The sequence below is a fragment of the Janthinobacterium aquaticum genome (assembly GCF_009208565.1).
Taxonomy (GTDB): domain Bacteria; phylum Pseudomonadota; class Gammaproteobacteria; order Burkholderiales; family Burkholderiaceae_D; genus Janthinobacterium.
Genome location: NZ_WFLK01000010.1, coordinates 115,378 through 134,724, shown reverse-complemented (window position 1 = coordinate 134,724; position 19,347 = coordinate 115,378). Strand labels below are relative to the sequence as shown.

Here is a 19,347-nt window from a genome sequence, read left to right as displayed (position 1 = left end):
CATTCAAATGCCGTTAACCAGGAGAGCATTCAATGTTCAAAACCATTTTTTTGTATGCTTCACTCTTGACCCTGATCGTGGCGTGTATAGCTGGCTGCGCGCGACTTCGCTCTCCATCGGCGCAGGCAGCTCTTGTCATTACTGAGGCAGAAAGTACGGTTGGAAAGCCATATATGGCTCAGGTAGTTGGTGTGCAGTGGCTGAATCCTTTGCAACGCCGCGATTACCCGACGCAGTGGCAGTTACTTTGGACCTTGGGTTTGGTTCAGCCGAATGTTGATGACGATATGGTCAAAGCCAAGCCTGAAAAATATACCAAATTACAGGCCGTTTCACCGGTTGCTGGCGGTAACGAAGGAAGTGAAACATTTCGCGGTTACTATCATAAATACATTCGAAAAGTGATCACTTTATTTCACGATATTTACTATATGGATCCCGGGTATTTTTATAATGTCCACTCGGATAAAGATCGCTCACGCTGGCGTGAACTGGCAGGTATTCATATTGAATGTGCACTGCCGGAAGGGAAACTTGATCCGGTGGAGTCGGCAGTGTTTCTGCAAGACTACGTGCAAAATACTTTTTCGATCGGCAGAAAGGGTTCTCCTTCGCTCTGGACTCGCGACACGCCGCCAGACGTACACGTGACCATGGGCGGACCCAATGCCGGCTTTACTTCCTTGTCCGCTGCCCTCGACTACCTGCAAAGTCATCCAAATGAAACTGTCTGGGCCATGAACTGGGATGCGCCGAGTCGGCCCAAGGACCGGCAGATCAATGAGAACCTGGTGCTGCTGGTGCTGGCCGGGCCTGGCTATAAAACCGAGCGCGCACCGCTGGCCTGGCTGGGTTATCCGAGCAGCAAGTCCATCACTGACTTCCAACTGAAAAAAAGTGAGCCGCCACGCCTGGTGCAGGCATGGACGGCAGCGATTGCGGAAGCGGCGGCCAATGTCGGCAAGGCCGATACCGATATTGGCTATGTCATCCACGATGCCGGCAATGTGGATAAAGACTCATCCGAGCGGATTGGTGCGCTGGCGCAAACCGTAACGATGCAGCTGCCGGAATTCGACTTTCTAAAGCAGAGCTTTAACCTGACTGCGCTGCTGGGCGAAACCGGTGCCGGCACGGCCCTGACCAATGTCGCGCTGGGCATTGCGTACGCGCATCACTTCGGCAAGCCGGTGCTGGTGGCCGGCACCAGCGAGCTGGACAAGCCGGTAGCGCTGGTGGTGGCGCCGCCTGCCGTGGTACGGCCGATCCGGCACGACCAGCCATGGTTTCGCGCACGCGGCGGCAACCATGTCTATCTGCCGTGGTGGGGCTTGCGGCACGATGCTCCCGAGTATTACCAGGGGTTTTCACAATGACGGCGCGCTTATTTTTTCTTATTGCGCTACTGAGCATTGTTTCCCTTAATACGCCTGCAAAGGCAAGTGAGGAGCTACAAGCTACGCCTTTTATGGCGCAGGTCGTCGGACTGCAGTGGCTGAATCCTTTGCAACGCCGCGATTACCCGGCGCAGTGGCAGTTGCTTTGGACCTTGGGTTTGGTTCAGCCCAATGCTGATGACGATATGGTCAAAGCCAAACCTGACAAATACACCAAATTGCAGGCCGTTTCGCCGGTTGTTGGCGGTAACGAAGGAAGTGAAACATTTCGCGGCTACTACCGCAAATACATCCGGGAAGTGATCACTTTGTTTCACGATATTTACTATATGGATCCCGGGTATTTTTATAACGTCCACTCGGATAAAGATCGCTCACGCTGGCGTGAACTGGCAGGTATTCATATTGAATGTGCACTACCGGAAGGGAAACTTGATCCAGAGGAGTCGGCAGTGTTTCTGCAAGACTACGTGCAAAATACTTTTTCGATCGGCAGAAAGGGTTCTCCTTCCCTCTGGACTCGCGCCACGCCGCCAGACGTACGCGTAACCATGGGTGGCCCCAATGCCGGCTTTACTTCCTTGTCCGCTGCACTCGACTACCTGCAAAAGCATCCGAACGAAACTGTCTGGGCCATGAACTGGGATGCGCCGAGCCGGCCCAAGGACCGGCAGATCAATGAGAACCTGGTGCTGCTGGTGCTGGCCGGGCCTGGCTATAAAACCGAGCGCGCACCGCTGGCCTGGCTGGGTTATCCGAGCAGCAAGTCCATCACTGACTTCCAACTGAAAAAAAGTGAGCCGCCACGCCTGGTGCAGGCATGGACGGCAGCGATTGCGGAAGCGGCGGCCAATGTCGGCAAGGCTGATACCGATATCGGCTTTGTGATTCACGATGCCGGCAATGTGGATAAAGACTCATCCGAGCGCATCGGCTCACTGGCGCAAACGCTGACCATGCAGCTACCGGAATTCGACTTTCTAAAGCAGAGCTTTAATCTGACTGCGCTGCTGGGCGAAACCGGTGCTGGCACGGCGCTGACCAATGTCGCACTGGGCATCGCGTACGCGCACCACTTCGGCAAACCGGTGCTGGTGGCCGGCACCAGTGAGCTGGACAAGCCGGTGGCGCTGGTGGTGGCGCCGCCCGCCGTGGTGCGGCCGATCCGGCACGACCAGCCATGGTTTCGCGCGCGCGGCGGCAACCATGTTTATCTGCCGTGGTGGGGCTTGCGGCACGATGCACCCGAGTATTACCAGGGGTTTTCTCAATAGCAGGGGAGGCAGTATGCGCGGCGTCATCCGTTTGAATGATCCGACCAGCCATGGCGGCAAAGTGGTGGCGGCGTCGCCTGCCAGTACGGTGCTGGGGGTAGCCGTGGCGCGCAAGGGCGACGCCTGCGTATGCCCACTACGTGGGCATGAGCGCTGCGTGATTGTCGAAGGCGATCCGCAGGTGCTGATCGATGGCGTGCCGGTGGCCTTTGAAGGCCACAAGACCAGCTGCGGCGCCAGCCTGATTTCCACCGTCGGCAGCAGCGGGCGCGGCTGATGCTCGCTACTGCAGGCAGGCATCGATCGCCATGCCCAACTTGTCGACGATTTCATCGACGTGGCGGCTGTCGATAATATATGGCGGCGCCAGCAGCACATGGTCGCCGTGCTGGCCGTCGATGGTGCCGCCCATCGGGTAGCACATCAGGCCGGCCTGCATGGCGCGCGATTTAATGCGCGCGTGCAGGCGTAGCGCAGGGTCGAAAGGCTGTTTGCTGGCGCGGTCCTGCACCAGTTCGATGCCGACAAACAGGCCGCGGCCACGAATATCGCCCACATGCGCGTGCGTGTCGAAGCGCTGGCGCAGCCGCTGCTGCAGCAGATCGCCCATGGCGCGCACATTGGCCAGCAGGTCGCGCTGTTCGATCTGCTGCTGCACGGCCAGTGCGGCGGCGCAGGCGGTGGCGTGGCCGATATAGGTGTGGCCATGCTGGAAAAAGCCGCTGCCATCACGGATGGTGTCGCGGATCGCTGCCGACACCATCACCGCGCCGATAGCCTGGTAGCCGGCGCCCAGGCCCTTGGCAATGCAGATCAGGTCGGCCGTCACGCCATCGTGTTCGCAGGCGAACAGGGTGCCGGTACGGCCCATGCCGCACATGACTTCGTCGAGGATCAGCAGGATGCCGTGGCGCTGGCAGATATCGCGCATCTGGCGCAGGTAGCCGCTTACTGCCGGCACGGCGCCGGACGTGGCGCCCACCACCGGTTCGGCGATAAAGGCCATCACATTCTCGGCCCCCAGTTCGTTGATCTGCTGTTCCAGTTCCCGTCCGAGGCGTGCCACGTAATGCGCATCGGTTTCACCGGGCTGCTGGTTGCGGTAGGCGTAGCAGGGCGACACACGGCTGACATCAATCAGCAGCGGCGCGAACTGCTGGCGGCGCCAGGCGTTGCCGCCGGTGGCCAGCGCGCCCAGCGTATTGCCGTGATAGCTCTGGCGGCGCGCGATGATATGGCGGCGCTGCGGCTGGCCGCGTTCGACAAAATACTGGCGCGCCAGTTTGAGTGCGCTTTCCACCGCTTCCGAGCCGCCGGAGACGAAATACACGCTGTCGATGCCTTCAGGTGCACGTGCCACCAGGAAGTCGGCCAGCGCCTCCATCGGTTCGGTCGTGAAAAACGAACTGTGGGCATATGCCAGCTGGCCCACCTGCTGCTGCACGGCGGCAATCACGGCTGCGTCGGAGTGACCCAGGCATGATACGGCGGCGCCGCCGCAGGCGTCCAGGTAGCGCTTGCCGCTGGCGTCGATCAGGTAGGGGCCGTCGCCGCCGACGGCGACAGGGTAGGCAGCAGTCAGGCTGCGGTGGAAGACATGGCTCATGGTGGCTCTCGCGGGTGGGGAGTGGCCAGTATAGGGAAAGATATTACCTAAAACAACAAATGTTGTATTTTAAAATTAAATACATCAAACGAATTTTCTCTTAAGATACGCTTCATGCTGGCGCTGCAGACTCATCTTCGGCAATTTCCGCCATACTGACGGCTCCCTACAAAAACATAAACTCATGCGCATACTGCTGGCTGAAGACGATCACTCCCTGGGCGAAACCATCCTGGCCTGGCTGCGGCTGGACCAGCACGCGGTCGACTGGGTCGAGCGCGGCGACTCTGCGCAGACGGCGCTGATGACGCATCACTATGATTGCGTGCTGCTCGACCGCGGCCTGCCCGGCTTGAGCGGCGACGCGCTGCTGGCGCAACTGCGCGCGGCTGGCAACGCAGTGCCAGTGATTATCATCACCGCCTATAACGCGCTGGCCGACCGCGTCGAAGGACTCGACCTGGGTGCCGACGATTACCTGGTCAAGCCGTTCGAGCTGGAAGAAATGTCGGCGCGCATCCGCGCTGCCGTGCGGCGCGGCGCCAGTGCGCCCAGCAATGCGCTGGTGCATGGCGCGATCAGCCTGAACAGCGAAAGCCGCCAGGCCAGCCTGCATGGGCAGAGCGTGGCGCTGACGGCGCGCGAATACCATGTGCTGCATGCGCTGCTGCTGCGCAAAAACAGCATCGTGTCGCGCGCGCAGATCGAGGAAGCGCTGTATGGCTGGGGCGAGGAGGTCGAGAGCAACGCCATCGAAGTGCATATCCATCATCTGCGCAAGAAGTTCGGTGCCGAACGCATCGTGACCGTGCGCGGCCTGGGTTACCGCCTGGCGGTTGAAGATGGCAGCGAAGAGTAGCGGCCACTGGTCGCTGCGGCGGCGCCTGCTGGCCACCATCGTGGCGGCCAGCGTGGTGCTGTGGCTGGCCTGCCTGTCGGTCATCACGGTGATCGCCTGGCATGAAACGGCCGAAGTGTTTGACGACGCGCTGGAGGAATCGGGCTACATGATCCTGGCCGCCACCACCGACTGGGATGAGCGCGGCCTGCTGGCGCAAGCGCACCCTGGCGACGGGCCCGAGCGCAAGGTCGACATGCAGTACCAGATTGTCGTCAAGGGACGCGTGCTGCAGCGCACGCGCGGTGCGCCGCGCGTGCCGTTTGTCAGCGACTTTGAGAAGCAGGACGGCTTTGCCGATACCACAGTCGATCAGCGCCGCTGGCGCGTATTCGTGGTGCGCGACGAAGCGCGCCAGTTCGAAGTGCAGGTGGGCCAGCGCCACAGCAAGCGCCTCGATATCCTCGAAGAATTGGCCGAGCATCTGTGGCTGCCGGTACTGGTGTTTCTCGGCGTGCTGGCGCTGGCGTGCTGGTTGCTGATCGGGCGCGTGCTGCGGCCGCTGCGCCAGACGGCCGGTGCGATTGCCGGCAAGACGCCGCAGGACCTGGCACTGGTCGACATCGCCGGCCAGCCGCGCGAACTGCTGCCCATCGTGCAGTCGCTGAACGGCGTGCTGACGCGCCTGGACGATGCGCTGCAGGCCGAGCGCCGCTTTACAGCAGACGCCGCGCACGAACTGCGCACGCCGCTCGCTGGCCTGCATATGCATGTGCAGCTGCTGCAGCGCCAGCATCCCGAACTGGCCGCACCGTTTGGCAAGCTGCGCACCGATATCGCACGCGTTACGGCACTGGTCGACAGCCTGCTGACGCTGGCGCGGCTCGACCCGCTGGCGCGCGGCCAGCTGGCCACCGAAGCGGTGCCGTTGGCGCCATTGTTAGAGCGGCTGTTGGCCGCACATGCGGCCGAAGCGGCGCAGCGCGGCGTGACCTTGACGGTCGACTGCCGGCTTGAGAGCATCGAGGCCGAGCCGGCCATGCTGGGTATTATGCTGCGCAACCTGGTTGACAATGCGCTGCGCTACTGCCCGGCCGGCAGCCGCGTGCAGGTGGCCGCGTATCGCGAGGGCAGACGCAGCCGCATCGTGGTGCGCGACGATGGTCCCGGGGTCGATGCGGCCAGCCGCCAGCGCCTGAGCGAGCGATTTTTTCGCGTGCTGGGTCAGCCAAGTGGCGGCAGCGGGCTGGGGCTGTCGATCGTGCGGCGCATCGCAGAGCTGCATGGCGTAACGCTGGCCTTTGGCGTCGGACTCGATGGGCGCGGGCTGGGCGTGTCGCTAGACTGGCCTGGTGCACCTTAGGTCCGCTCCTTAAGATACAGTTAATGTCGGCCCGGTGTAATGGCCTCACACCACCACTTGAGGACTGACCATGAAAAAGCTGCTCACCATCTCCACCGCGACCCTGTTGCTGGCCGGCTCGGCGTATGCATTTGCGCAGGCCGGCGGCTACAGCGGCCCATCGAACGCCGCCACGGCGGCGCCCGCCGGCTATGCCGGTCCATCAAGCGTGCCGTTGATGACGGCCAAGGACTTGCTCGCCAAAGGCAAGGACGATCAATACGTGAAATTGAAAGGCAAGCTGCTCAATCACAAAGGCGGCGAGGAATACGAATTTGCCGACGCCAGCGGCAAGATCACCGTGGAAATCGACGCCAAGCGTTTTCCTGCGGGCGTCAAGATCGACCACACCACGCTGGTCGAACTGACCGGTGAATTCGACAAGGAGACGTTTGGCGAATCGACGCTGGACGTCAAGCAGATCGTGATCGCGCCGTAGGTCGGATTAGCGCGCAAGCGCGTAATCCGACAATCGGCAGCAGATATTGTCGGCTTACGCCGCTATGCGGCCTGCGCGGCCCGGCTAATCCGACCTACCTGGTTTGCCAGGAGTTTTCCTTGTAGACAGGGGCTCCGTAATGTCGCATAAATCAGGCATACGCGCCACTGGCCCGCAACTGCGTCTCTGCCTGATCAAGCGCCTGCACACCGGCTTCCCCGGCGCGTGCCACCAGCAGTTCGGCCAGGCTTTCAGCAGCTGCCACGCCGGCCACGATGGACGGAAAAAACGAGGGGCTGTCGACCGCAATGACGATGCTGGCGTCGGCCTGCAGCGCCAGTGGCGAGACCGTGCTGTCGCTGATGGCCACCAGCGTGCAGCCGGCCTGGCGCGCTGCCTGCGCCACCTTCAGCGCTTCGCTGGAGTAGGGCGCAAAGCTGGCCACTACTACCGCTTCACCGGGCAGCAGGGCGCGCAGGTCCATCTCCAGCGTGCCGCCCTGGCCCGTTATCAGCTGCACGCCGGGGCGCAGCAGCCGGTACAGATAATGCAGCGTATAGGCAATCGGATGGGCGGCGCGAAAGCCGGCCACGTGCACGCGGCTGGCTGCCTCCAGCAGTATCGCCGCCGCCTGCAGCGCGGTGCCGCTCGCATGCCCGGTGGCGGCCAGGTTGCGCTGCTGGACCGCAAACACTTCCTCGACCAGCTGCGGTGCCTTGCCCGCCAGCGCACCGGCCTTGTCGGCATAGCGCGCCGGAGCGCCATGCAGGCGCTCGACAAAAATCGTCTTCAATGCCGGCCAGCCGTCAAAGCCCAATTGCTGCGCCAGCCGCACCAGCGCGGCCGACTGCACCTGCGCGCGCATGGCAATCGTGCGCATCGAGGAGGTGGCGATTTCGTCGGGATGGTCGACCAGGTAGCGTGCGCCCGTCTGGAACTGCGGGCTCCATTGCGCATAATGGGTTTTGATCTGCGCCAGTAGCGCCGCATGCCGGTCGCTGGGGTGGTCTGCCTGCATCGCCTTGGTCCTTGCTTGATGGTGTGCGGCGATGGTACAGCAATCGTCAGCGCGCCGATATCGGTATCGGTATCGGCATGCCTTGCGCCGCGCCGCTCTTGCCGCTGCGCGGGCGCAGGCGCGCATACAGATGCGGCGCGCAGTCGTGGCGGCGCGGGCCTGCGCCCAGCACGCGCAGCGCGGTGGCCAGCGGCACGTCATGGCAATGCAGGAACAGCGCCGCGGCGCCGGTACCGGCCATTTCCTGCAGCGCCAGCGCATGCTCGACCAGTGCGGCGGTGCGCATGTCGAGCCGGGCCGGAATATCGGGCCGGAATAACTGTGGATCGACCTGCCTGCCATCGCACATGCTGCGCCGCCTTTCTCGTTATTGCCACGGAGAACTGTCAGCATAGGCGCAGCACGGGTGCATTTCTTTGAGGCAGATCAATTTATGTTGTAACCGCGTGCCTTGACGTCATGGTGTTATCTGCTGCTGCCTGCGCCAGCCACGCGATGAACTGCGCCGGCGGCATCGGCCTTGCATGGTAATAGCCCTGCAGCTCGTCGCAGCCGGCGCGGCGCAACGCTTCGACGTCCAGCGCGCTTTCCACCCCTTCGGCGGTGACCGTCAGACCCAGCGTATGACCGAGGCCGATAATCGCCTTGATCACGGCCAGGTCCTGCGGCGAGTCGTGCAGGTGCTGCACGAAGCCCATGTCGATCTTGAGCTTGTCGAGCGGGAAGCGGCACAGGTAGTTGAGGCTCGAGTAGCCGGTGCCGAAGTCGTCGATGGCCAGTGCAAAGCCCAGCTGCTTGATGGCGTGCAGGGTGGCGATGGTGTGTTCGGCATTGTCCATCAGGGTCGATTCGGTCAGTTCGAATTCGATCAGTCCCGGCGTCACCGGATACGTCTGCAGCACCTCGCGCAGGGTGGCCAGCAGGTCGCCGGCTTTCAGCTGCACCGCCGACAGATTGATCGACACGGCAATGTCGCCGATGCCGGCAGCGCGCCAGGCAAGTTGCTGGCGGCACGCTTCGCGTATCACCCAGGCGCCGATCGGCACGATCAGCCCCGACTCCTCAGCGAGCGCGATAAAGCTGTCGGGCATGATCAGGCCGCGCTGCGGATGCTGCCAGCGCAGCAGGCATTCCACGCCGTTCAGGCAGCCGCTCCTGGCGTCGATGCGCGGCTGGTAGTGCAGCTGCAACTGGCCGGCGTCGATGGCCTGGCGCAGATCGCTTTCCAGGTGCAGATGCTGAAACTGCTCTTCATGCAGCTGCGGCGTAAATATGCGTGCATGATCGCGTCCGCCGCTCTTGGCCTGGTACATGGCGGCGTCGGCGTGGCGCATCAGCGTATCGAGGTCGGCGCCGTGGTCCGGGTAGATGGCCACCCCCACGCTGCACGACACATACAGCTCGCTGCCGGCTACCTGGTGCGGCGCGCGCATGGCCGGTATCAAACGCGTTTCAAGCAGCGTTTCGATGGCTTCGATCTGCTCGAGGCCATTGACGATCACCACGAATTCGTCGCCGCCCAGGCGGCTGACGGTGTCGCCTTCGCGCACCAACTGCAGCAAGCGCGTCGAGACCGACTGCAGCAGCGCGTCGCCGACATGGTGGCCCAGCGCGTCGTTGACGTTCTTGAAGCGGTCGAGGTCAATGAACAGCACGCCGACCTTCTCGCCGCTGCGGCGCGCCTGCGCAATCGCGGCGGCCAGGCGCAGGTTCGACACATGGCGGTTGGCCAGGCCGGTCAGCGCATCGTGGTGCGCCATGTGCTCGATCTGGCGCTCGCTGGCCTTGCGTTCGCTGATATCGAGCGAACTGGCGATAAAGTGAGTGGTCACGCCATCGAGGTCGCGTACCGCGTTCATCACCAGCCAGGCCGGATAGGCTTCCTGCGACTTGCGCTGTATCCAGATTTCGCCCTGCCAGTAGCCGCGCCGCGCCAGCGTCTGGCGCAGGCTGTCGAGCTGCTCGGGGCTGTTTTTTGGCGACAGCAAAAACGACGGACGCTTGCCGATCAGTTCCACCATATCGTACAGCGCGTGGCGCCGGAAGGCCTGGTTGACGGTCATGATGCGCATGTCGGCGTCCATCACGATCAGGCTTTCAGCCGACGCCTCGAATACCTTGGCCCACAGTTCCAGGCGCGACTCCATCAGCTTGATGCGGCTGATTGGCGTGAAGGTCGACAGCACGGCGCGCTGGCCCTGGTAGCTGATCAGGCGCGCCGAAATCAAGGCCCAGGTGGGCGCGCCGCCGCCTTGCCACAGCACCTCGAATTCATCGACCGCTTCGAGGTCGCTGAGGCGCTGGAAAAAGCGCGAGCGGGCTTCGGCCGGCATGCCGCGCACCCACGGATCGCGTTCGAGCCCCTGCTGCCAGGCGTGCGCGGCCTGGTTGGCGTGCAGAACCTGGTGATCCGGTATCGAGGTGACCATCAGCGGAATCGGGATGGCATCGACCAGCTGGCGCTGCGCGTCGAACGAGCTGGCGCGCGCCACCAGTTCCTGCTGCGCCACGCGCTGGAAATCGAGCTGCTGCAGCATGCTGTTAAAGGCGCTGACCAGACGGCCGATTTCATCAGCACTGTGCCACTGCGCGCGCAGGCTATGGTCGCCCGTTTCGCGCACCTCCTGCGCCACGCGCGCCAGGCGGCGGATCGGCAGGGCGATCTGGCGCGCCACGAAAAACACCAGCCCCAGTATCAGCACCAGCAGCAGCACGGCGGTACCCAGGTGCAGCCACATGCGCGTGAAAAAGCCGTCGATGCGCAGGCCGATCAGGCGATCGAGCTGCTGCTGCGCGCTCTGCCATGCCTGCTGCAATGCGCGCACCGATTGGGCGTGCTGGCGTTCGATGCGCACCACGGTGTCGCCTTGCGCGGCGTGGCGGAACTGCGCCACCGCCTGCTGCAGCGCCTGCTGCGAAGCCTGCAGGTGCGCCTTGAGCAGCGGCGGGCTGGCCTGGTAGGCTTCGGTGTAGTCGCTGCGCACGCCGGCCATGATGGCGTCCATGCGGCCTTCCAGGATCAGGAACTGGGTCTGCATGCGCTGGCGCTGCGCACCGTCGGCATGCACCATGGCGCGTGACAGCGCACGCGTGGCGTCGAGCACTTCGAGCAGTTCCGGAAAGCGCAAGATCACCAGCGACATGGTGTAGTAGGTATCGAGATCGGGGTCGAGGATCAGGTTGGACTGGTTGCCCACGCGCGTGAGCAGTTCGCGTCCCGCTTCAAAGCGCGGCGGCGTGGTCGGGGCATCCGAGCTCGATAGCGCTGGCAGCGCGGCATCGGCGCGCAACTGCGCGGCAAAGACGGCGCTCGGCTCGCCGCTGCCCATGTCCTTGCCGAAGCGCGCCTGCGCCGCATCGATGCGCTGCGCACCGGCTGCATGTTCGCCGGCGGGCGCCAGCGACAGCTGCAGCAGGGTGTCGCGAATGGTGGCGATATAGCTGCTGCCGGCCAGTTCCTTGCGCGAAAAATCGATGGCGATATATTTTTCGTTGATCAGGATGCCGGAGATAAAAATCACCGCCGACAGATCGAGAAAATAAATCAGCGCCAGCTTGCGCCCCACCGTCAGCTTGCCGATCAACTGCGAAATTGCGCCTATCATGCCTGCACCTTAGCGAACTGGATGTTTGCATAGATGCAATTTTCATGCCTGGCATTTTGCACTGCGACGGTGCGAAAGTCATTGGCGTGGCGTAGGTCGGATTAGGCCGCAGGCCGTAATCCGACAACACCGCCGACGCCAACAAAGTTGTCGGATTACGGCCCGCAGGGCCTAATCCGACCTACCGCCCTCCCAGGAAGGGCATGGCGGATTTAGCCCTCCGCCACGCGCTTGGCAATATGCGCCAGCGCTTCCTCGACCTGGTCGATCAGGATCAGGCTCAAATCGCCCGGTTGCAGGCGCGCCAGGGCTTTGTCGATGGCGACGAATTCGCCGTTGATTTCATCGATATGGCTGGTGCGCTTGGCGCCGGCCAGGCCCTGGCGCAGCAGCGCCACCACTTCGCCGTCGGCGCGGCCGCGCTGGCACTGGTCCTGGTACAGCAGCACGTCGTCAAAGGCGGCGCCGAGGATCTCGGTCTGCTGGCGGATGTCCTCGTCGCGGCGGTCGCCGGCGCCGCTGATCACCACCGAGCGGCGCTTGGCCGGCATGCTTTCAACGGCCTGCACCAGCGCCAGGATGGCGTCCGGATTGTGGCCGTAGTCGGCAATCAGGGTGGCGCCGCGGTACTCGAACACATTGAAGCGGCCGGGCGCATTGTCGTTCTCGTTGGCGAACGACTTGAGGCCCTTGGCAATCACGTCCCAGTCCAGGCCCACGGCCCAGGCGGCGGCCAGCGAAGCCATCACGTTTTCAACCTGGAAGCCGATGGCGCCATTGCGCGTGATCGGCACTTGCGACAGCGCGATCTCGTGGCGTTCGGCGCCTTGCGCGGCCACCAGCTTGCCGTTTTCCACGAACACCACGCGGTTGCCCTGGGCGCGGTGGGTGGCCATTACCGGGTGGCTGTTATCGGCCGCGAAGAAGGTCACGCTGCCGCTGCAGTTTTTCGCCATGCGCGCCACGGCCGGATCGGTGGCGTTCAGTACCGCCACGCCGCTGTCGGCCACGTTTTGCACGATCACGCGTTTCAGCACCGCCAGGTCTTCCACGGTGGTGATGTAATTGAGGCCCAGATGGTCGCCGGCGCCAATATTGGTCACCACTGCTACCTGGCAGCGGTCAAACGCCAGGCCTTCGCGCAGCATGCCGCCGCGCGCGGTTTCAAACACGGCTGCGTCCACATCCGGGTGCAGCAGCACATTGCGCGCGCTGCGCGGGCCGCTGCAGTCGCCGCTGTCGATCTGGCGTCCTTCGATATACACGCCGTCGGTGTTGGTCATGCCGGTACGCAGGCCCGAGGTGGTCAGGAGATGCGCGATCAGGCGCACGGTGGTGGTCTTGCCGTTGGTGCCGGTGACGGCCACCACCGGAATGCGGCCATCGTCGCCGTCGGCAAACATCGAGGCAATAATCGCTTCACCGACCGGGCGCGGCTTGCCGAACGACGGCGCCAGGTGCATGCGCAGGCCCGGTGCGGCGTTCACTTCGACGATGCCGGCGTTCTGTTCTTCGAGCGGCTTCAAAATGCTGTCGGACACCACATCGACGCCGCAGATGTCCAACCCGATCATGTGCGCGGCGGCGACGGCGCGCGCTGCCACTTCCGGATGCACGTCCACCGTCACATCGGTGGCCGAGCCGCCGGTCGACAGGTTGGCGTTATTGCGCAGGATCACGCGCTGGCCCACTGGCGGCACCGAGTCGGCCACATAGCCTTGCTTGGCCAGGCTGGCCAGGGCGATATCGTCAAAGCGGATCTTGGTCAGCGAGGTGGCGTGGCCGCTGCCGCGGCGCGGATCGAGGTTGACCTGGTCGACCAGTTCGCGCACCGTATGCATGCCGTCGCCGACCACCTGCGGCGGATCGCGGCGCGCTGCCGCTACCATCTTGTTGCCGATCACCAGCAGGCGGAAATCGTGGCCCGGCAGGTAGCGCTCGACCAGGATATCGTCGCGAAATTCCTGCGCGGCGATAAAGCCCGCCGTCAGCTGTTCGCGCGTGGTGACGTTGACCGTCACGCCCTTGCCCTGGTTGCCGTCCTTGGGTTTGACCACCACCGGCAGGCCGATTTCCATCGCCGCCGCCCAGGCGTCGTCGGCGTCGAGCACCACGCGCCCTTGCGGCACCGGCACGCCGGCCGAAGCGAGCAGCATCTTGGTCAGTTCCTTGTCCTGCGCGATGGCTTCGGCGATCGCGCTGGTGCCATCCATTTCGGCGGCCTGGATCTTGCGCTGTTTGCTGCCCCAGCCAAAGGTCACCAGACTGCCTTCGGTCAGGCGGCGAAACGGGATATTGCGTGCCACGGCGGCATTGACGATGGCGCCCGTCGATGGGCCCAGGCGCACGTCTTCATCGAGTTCCTGCAGCTGCAGCAGGGCGCCGGGCAGATCGAACGGCACGTCGTCGATGGCGGCCTGGCACAGTTGCTGCGCCAAATCCAGCGCCAGCCGGCCGACCGCTTCTTCCGAGTACTCCACCACCACCTGGAAAATCCCCGTTTCCAGCGTTGGCGTGGTGCGGCTGAACGTGACCGGGCAACCGGCCTGGGTCTGCAGACCCAGCGCCACCAGTTCGAGCGCCTGCGCCAGCGGTGCGGCGTTGTAATTGCCCAGCGGCTGCATCGGGCTCAGTTGCGGGAAGATGGCGCGCAGGCGCGCTTCAAAGCCGGGCAGCAGGCTGATGTCGAGTTCCTGCTCGGTGCAGGAAACAATGGCTTCCACGGCCGTGTCGTGGCTCCAGAGGTTGGGGCCACGCAGGGCCCGTACGCGAGATACTTCCATATTAAACCGTCATCCTGTAGTGATTTGGCAGTGCCGGCACGCGCCGCACTGCCCGTTGCTGGTTTTTAGTTGCCGATGGCGCCAGGCGCGGCGTCGAAGGTGCGCAGGCCGGCGCAGATCAGGTCGTTGGACAGATCGAGCGACCAGGCGGCAGCCACGGTGGCCAGCACCTGGTCGACCTTGCCGGCGGTGGCCGGTTTGAGCAGGTCCAGGCACAGCAGCTCGTTCTCGATGCTGCCTTCGGCCAGCACGATGTGGTTGGCGCGTACAAACGCTGCGCGGCCACCTTCGGCGCGGTGGGCGGCCAGGGCAGGGCTGGCGCCGTCGCGTGCATACAGCGTCACGGCGCCGTCGCACAGGCCGGCCAGTTCCAGCACCTGGGCGTCGTCGGCATTGAGCACCGCCACGCCGGTCGACAGCACCACGTCAACCTGGCTGCGCGCGACCTTGTACAGGCCATCGGCGTCGAGCACGTCGAAATCCTTGACGGCGTCCAGGCTGCCCATGTCGGTCACGATGCCGACCTGGCAGCGGTCATAGGCCAGGCCGTCCGACAGGATCAGGCGCGGCGTGCTCTCAAACAGCGCTGCCTGCACGGTGCGGTTCATCAGCAGGCGATGGCCGGCGTCCCAGCTCACGCAGTCGTGGCTGACCACGCGGCGCTGGTCGAGGAACATGCCTTCGCTGCAGACGGCGCCCGTATGCAGGCCCGACAGATTGAGCAGCTTGCACAGCATGCGCACGATCAGGCTGGCGCCTTGCGTGCCGGTCACGCCGATCACGGGAATGCGGCCGGTTTCCTCGGGCGCAAACAGATGGTCGACAATCGCTTCGCCCACGGCGCGCGGCTTGCCCACGCCAGGCTTGATATGGGCCAGCAGGCCCGGGCTCGCATTGACTTCGATAATGGCGCCACGCGTGGCCGACAGCGGGCGCGTGATGTCGCTCGACACCAGGTCGATGCCGGCAATATCGAGGCCCACCACGCGCGCGGCCAGCAGCACCGCCGCTGCCACCTCAGGGTGCACGTCGTCGGTCACATCGATGGCCACGTTGCCGTTCGGCTGGATCAGCACTTTCTGGCCCGCCTGCGGCACCGATTGCGAGGTCATGCCCTGGCGCTGCAGTTCGAGCACGATCTCGCCCGATTCATGCGGTTTGACTGTGCCGAGCGGGAAGTCTTCGCCTTCGCCGCGGCGCGGATCGATATTGATCTGGGTGTCGACCAGATGCGAGATGGTCGATACGCCGTCGCCATCGACCCACAGCGATTCGCCCTTGGCGGCAGCCACCAGCTTGTTGCCGACCACCAGCAGGCGGTGTTCGTCGCCGGCGATAAAGCTCTCGACCAGCACCGACGAACTGTCGCCTTCGCGCGCCGCCAGTTCATAGGCGGCCTTGACGTCGGCTTCGGTGACCAGGTTGAGCGAGACGCCGCGGCCATGGTTGCCGTCGTACGGTTTCAGGACCACCGGCAGGCCGATATCCTGCGCCTCTTCCCAGGCTGCCTCGGCGCTGCGCACCATGCTGCCTTCGGGTACCGGTACGCCGCACGATTTGAGCAGGTATTTGGTCAGGTCCTTGTCGCTGGCGATGCCTTCGGCAATCGCGCTGGTGCGGTCGGTTTCGGCGGTCCAGATGCGACGCTGTGCGGCGCCGTGGCCCAGTTGCACCAGGTTGCCGTCGTTCAGGCGCAGCGAAGGAATGCGCCGTTCGGTGGCGGCATTGACGATGCTGGCCGTGCTCGGGCCCAGACAGCGCGAATCGACCAGGTCGCGCAGCGGGGCGACTGCCAGTTCCAGGTCGAACGGTTCATCGTTGATGGCCGCCATCAGAAGTGCGCGCGCCGCTTCCAGCGCGGCGCGACCGACCTGTTCTTCGCGGGTGCGGAAAGCCATCTTGTAGACGCCGCGCTGGCTGGTCGAACGCGTCTGGCCAAAGCCGGTTTGCATGCCGGCCAGGTTTTGCAGTTCGATTACCACGTGTTCCAGGATATGCGCGGTCCAGGTACCTTCTTGCAGGCGCTCGAAAAAGCCGCCGCGCTCGCCCACGCCGCAGCGGTGCTCGATCATCCCTGGCAGCCAGGAAGTGAGCCGCTCGTACAGGCCGGGCAGGGTATTGGATGGATAGTCTTCCAGCTCGCCGATATCAACCCAGACCTCGATAACGGGACGGTAGGTCCAGATATTGGGGCCGCGCAGGTGGTTGATGCGGAGGAAATCGATGTTCTTCTTCTTGATCATAAGTGGTTTCTTGATAACAAGCCAGGCGTCTGGGCGCCAGATACTTTTTGGTGGCTCTACAGAGGCTTTCAGGCTCGTGCTTGGTTCTTTATCCCGGGTATGCGCAGTGTGCCATCTTTAAGGGGCACTTGTCGCGTTTGCTTCTCGTATTGTTGCTCTAGTTGTTACTAATTGTTGCGGCTCCCGCTATAAAATTGCCATAAAGATAGCGCCTGAAGTCATCCTGCCCCGCGCTTGCCCGTGCGCGCTAACAGCATTGTGTAACAACTTGCTGTTGTAACCTTGCAAAAGCGGCGCACCACCACGATATTTCTTGATCCTTTACCTCAGCAGCACAGTCTGGCACGCTTCCATTCGATACAATACATGAAATTGCCCCTGGCATATCCTGACGCCAGCGCCACCATGCCAGCGCGCCACCCCACCCAATTCGCCTTCATTGGCCAGGCCATGAGCCGGAGTATGCTTTAACGATGACAACTGAACTGACTGTTCCCGCCGCCCCCAACACCGCCCCCGCGCTGCCTGCACACTGGCAGGCTGAGGTGAAACTCAATCTTTCTCCAGGGGAGAACGTTTTAAGTAGCGTCGAGGTTGACCTCGATGCGCGATTACGTTTCACAAAGGGCATAATTGTTGTAACCGAGCAGCGTTTGCTGGCCCGCGCGCCGGGGGAGAAGTTCTGGAACAGCTGGTCGTACCGCCCCGGCTTGCGCCTGACGCACCACGACCATGCGGGCGTGGGCCACCTCGAGCTGTTCGACGACCACGGCCGCCTGGCCTCATGGCGCTTCACGCTGGGCCAGAACCTGCATGCGATCCGCGTGCTGGAACAGTTTGTCGAGCGCCTTGACAGCCATCTGACCGGCCAGCCCATCGTGCAGGCCGAACAGGAAGTGTGCCCGAGCTGCAAGGCGCCACTGGAACCGGATCAGGAGGAGTGTCCGATCTGCGCCAAGGTGCTGCATACGCCGCCATCGACCTGGACCTTGTTCCGGTTGTGGCGCTTTGCCCATCCTTACCGCGGCCAGCTGGCGCTCGGCTTTGCGCTGATGCTGCTCAGTACTGCCGCGCACATGATACCGCCGTACCTGACGGCGCCGCTGATGGACAATGTGCTGATTCCGTACCAGAACGGCAAGCATATCGACCCGTCGCTGGTGGTCTATTACATGTCCGGCCTGCTCGGCTCGGCCGTGCTGGCCTGGCTGCTGGGCTGGGGCAAGACCTACGTGCTGGCGCTGGTGTCCGAGCGCATCGGCGCCGACCTGCGTTCAGCTACCTACGAGCATCTGATGAAGCTGTCGCTGGAGTTCTTTGGCGGCAAGCGCACCGGCGACCTAATGGCGCGCATCGGCAGTGGCAGCGACCGCATCTGCGTGTTCCTGTCGCTGCACCTGCTTGACTTTGCCTCCGACGTGCTGATGATTATCATGACCGGCTGCATCCTGTGGTCGATGAATCCGTGGCTGGCCGTGATGACGCTGGCGCCGCTGCCCTTTATCGCGTGGATGATCCACCTGGTGCGCGACCGCCTGCGCACCGGCTTTGAAAAGATCGACCGCGTCTGGAGCGAAGTGACCAACGTGCTGGCCGATACCATCCCCGGCATCCGCGTGGTCAAGGCGTTTGCCCAGGAACAGCGCGAAGCGACGCGCTTCCGTGACGCCAACGCACACAACCTGGCCGTCAACGACAAGCTCAATAAAGTCTGGTCGCTGTTTTCGCCGACCGTGTCGTTCCTGACCGAGATGGGTCTGCTGGTGATCTGGTGCTTCGGCATCTGGCAGCTGTCGCGCGGCGAAATCACCGTCGGCGTGCTGACCGCCTTTATCGCCTACAGCACGCGCTTTTACAGCCGCCTCGATTCGATGAGCCGCATCGTGTCGGTGACGCAGAAATCGGCTTCGGCCGCCAAGCGTATCTTCGATATTCTCGACCATGTGTCGAGCGTGCCGGAACCGGCGCAACCGGTGAAACTCGATAAAGTCGAAGGCCGCATCGATTTGCGCGAAGTCGGTTTCCGCTATGGCAACCGGGCTGTCAACCGTGGCATCAACCTCAATATCAAGCCGGGCGAGATGATCGGCCTGGTCGGCCATAGCGGTTCGGGCAAGAGCACGCTGGTCAATCTGATCTGCCGCTTTTACGATGTGTCGGAAGGGGCGATTCTGCTTGACGGCGTCGATATCCGCTCGCTGGCCGTATCCGACTACCGCCGCCATATCGGCCTGGTGCTGCAGGAGCCGTTCCTGTTCTTCGGCACCATTGCTGAAAATATCGCTTACGGCAAGCCGCACGCCACGCGCCAGGAAATCATGGCAGCGGCGCGCGCAGCGCATGCGCATGAATTCATTTTGCGCCTGCCGCAGGGCTACGATTCGATGGTCGGTGAGCGCGGCCAAGGCTTGTCGGGTGGCGAGCGCCAGCGCATCTCGATTGCACGCGCGCTGCTGATCGACCCGCGCATCCTGATCATGGACGAAGCCACCTCGTCGGTGGACTCGGAAACCGAGAAGGAAATCCAGAAGGCGCTGGACAATCTGGTGCAGGGCCGCACCACGATCGCCATTGCGCACAGGCTGTCGACGCTGCACCGCGCCGACCGCCTGGTGGTGCTCGACCGCGGCCAGGTGGTCGAAGTGGGCAGCCATGACGAACTGATGGCCAAAGAGGGCGCTTACTACCGCCTGTACGAAGCACAGGCACGCAATGCCGCTGAAATGACGATGGAAGGATAAG

At 63.3% G+C, this 19,347-nt stretch carries 13 protein-coding genes; 7 read left to right on the top strand and 6 right to left on the bottom strand.

Features of this window, described 5'->3' with window-relative positions; translation table 11 throughout:
• Positions 1-32 precede the first annotated feature (32 nt).
• From GCM43_RS16590 to GCM43_RS16580, 3 genes are read left to right on the top strand one after another with little or no spacing between them, the layout of a single operon-like run.
• Positions 33-1,376: a hypothetical protein gene (locus GCM43_RS16590; RefSeq protein WP_226929521.1), complete on the top strand. Its 1,344-nt coding sequence runs from the start codon at positions 33-35 to the stop codon at positions 1,374-1,376.
• A complete protein-coding gene (locus GCM43_RS16585) occupies positions 1,373-2,671 on the top strand; it encodes a hypothetical protein (RefSeq protein ID WP_226929520.1) in 1,299 nt (432 codons plus the stop codon). The genes GCM43_RS16590 and GCM43_RS16585 overlap by 4 nt, the downstream gene beginning before the upstream one ends.
• Before the next feature lie 13 nt (positions 2,672-2,684).
• Positions 2,685-2,948, top strand: coding sequence for a PAAR domain-containing protein (locus GCM43_RS16580; protein WP_152246235.1), 264 nt, complete (start codon positions 2,685-2,687; stop codon positions 2,946-2,948).
• A gap of 6 nt (positions 2,949-2,954) precedes the next feature.
• On the opposite strand, the gene GCM43_RS16575 is transcribed toward GCM43_RS16580, so the two are convergent.
• Positions 2,955-4,277, bottom strand: coding sequence for an aspartate aminotransferase family protein (locus GCM43_RS16575; protein ID WP_152246233.1), 1,323 nt, complete (start codon positions 4,275-4,277; stop codon positions 2,955-2,957).
• A 184-nt stretch (positions 4,278-4,461) separates the two neighbouring features.
• Here GCM43_RS16575 and GCM43_RS16570 point away from each other — a divergent pair, with 184 nt between their 5' ends.
• The 3 genes from GCM43_RS16570 to GCM43_RS16560 all read left to right on the top strand — a co-directional run bounded on the left by GCM43_RS16570 (position 4,462) and on the right by GCM43_RS16560 (position 6,956).
• Positions 4,462-5,136 (top strand): response regulator, encoded by a 675-nt coding sequence (locus GCM43_RS16570; protein ID WP_152246231.1) that lies wholly within the window; start codon positions 4,462-4,464, stop codon positions 5,134-5,136.
• On the top strand, positions 5,120-6,478 hold the full coding sequence (locus GCM43_RS16565; protein WP_152246229.1) for an ATP-binding protein: 1,359 nt from the start codon (positions 5,120-5,122) through the stop codon (positions 6,476-6,478). Before GCM43_RS16570 ends, GCM43_RS16565 begins: the two co-directional genes overlap by 17 nt.
• Positions 6,479-6,548: 70 nt before the next feature.
• Positions 6,549-6,956 carry a YgiW/YdeI family stress tolerance OB fold protein gene (locus tag GCM43_RS16560; RefSeq protein WP_152246227.1) on the top strand — a complete coding sequence of 136 codons (408 nt, stop codon included), beginning with the start codon at positions 6,549-6,551 and terminating at the stop codon, positions 6,954-6,956.
• A 151-nt stretch (positions 6,957-7,107) separates the two neighbouring features.
• Here the strand turns inward: GCM43_RS16560 and GCM43_RS16555 are convergent, their stop codons facing one another.
• From GCM43_RS16555 to GCM43_RS16535, 5 genes are all read right to left on the bottom strand, one after another.
• Positions 7,108-7,974 (bottom strand): MurR/RpiR family transcriptional regulator, encoded by an 867-nt coding sequence (locus GCM43_RS16555; protein WP_152246225.1) that lies wholly within the window; start codon positions 7,972-7,974, stop codon positions 7,108-7,110.
• A 46-nt stretch (positions 7,975-8,020) separates the two neighbouring features.
• The gene (locus GCM43_RS16550; protein WP_152246223.1) at positions 8,021-8,323 is read right to left on the bottom strand and encodes a hypothetical protein; all 303 of its coding nucleotides are present in this window, start codon (positions 8,321-8,323) and stop codon (positions 8,021-8,023) included.
• An 82-nt stretch (positions 8,324-8,405) separates the two neighbouring features.
• The gene (locus tag GCM43_RS16545; RefSeq protein WP_152246221.1) at positions 8,406-11,579 is read right to left on the bottom strand and encodes a bifunctional diguanylate cyclase/phosphodiesterase; all 3,174 of its coding nucleotides are present in this window, start codon (positions 11,577-11,579) and stop codon (positions 8,406-8,408) included.
• A 212-nt stretch (positions 11,580-11,791) separates the two neighbouring features.
• The gene (gene cphA / locus GCM43_RS16540) at positions 11,792-14,362 is read right to left on the bottom strand and encodes a cyanophycin synthetase (RefSeq protein WP_152246219.1); all 2,571 of its coding nucleotides are present in this window, start codon (positions 14,360-14,362) and stop codon (positions 11,792-11,794) included.
• A 65-nt stretch (positions 14,363-14,427) separates the two neighbouring features.
• Positions 14,428-16,605 (bottom strand): cyanophycin synthetase, encoded by a 2,178-nt coding sequence (locus tag GCM43_RS16535; RefSeq protein WP_152246217.1) that lies wholly within the window; start codon positions 16,603-16,605, stop codon positions 14,428-14,430.
• A gap of 473 nt (positions 16,606-17,078) precedes the next feature.
• Here GCM43_RS16535 and GCM43_RS16530 point away from each other — a divergent pair, with 473 nt between their 5' ends.
• On the top strand, positions 17,079-19,346 hold the full coding sequence (locus GCM43_RS16530; RefSeq protein WP_152246215.1) for a cyanophycin metabolism-associated ABC transporter: 2,268 nt from the start codon (positions 17,079-17,081) through the stop codon (positions 19,344-19,346).
• Position 19,347 lies beyond the last annotated feature (1 nt).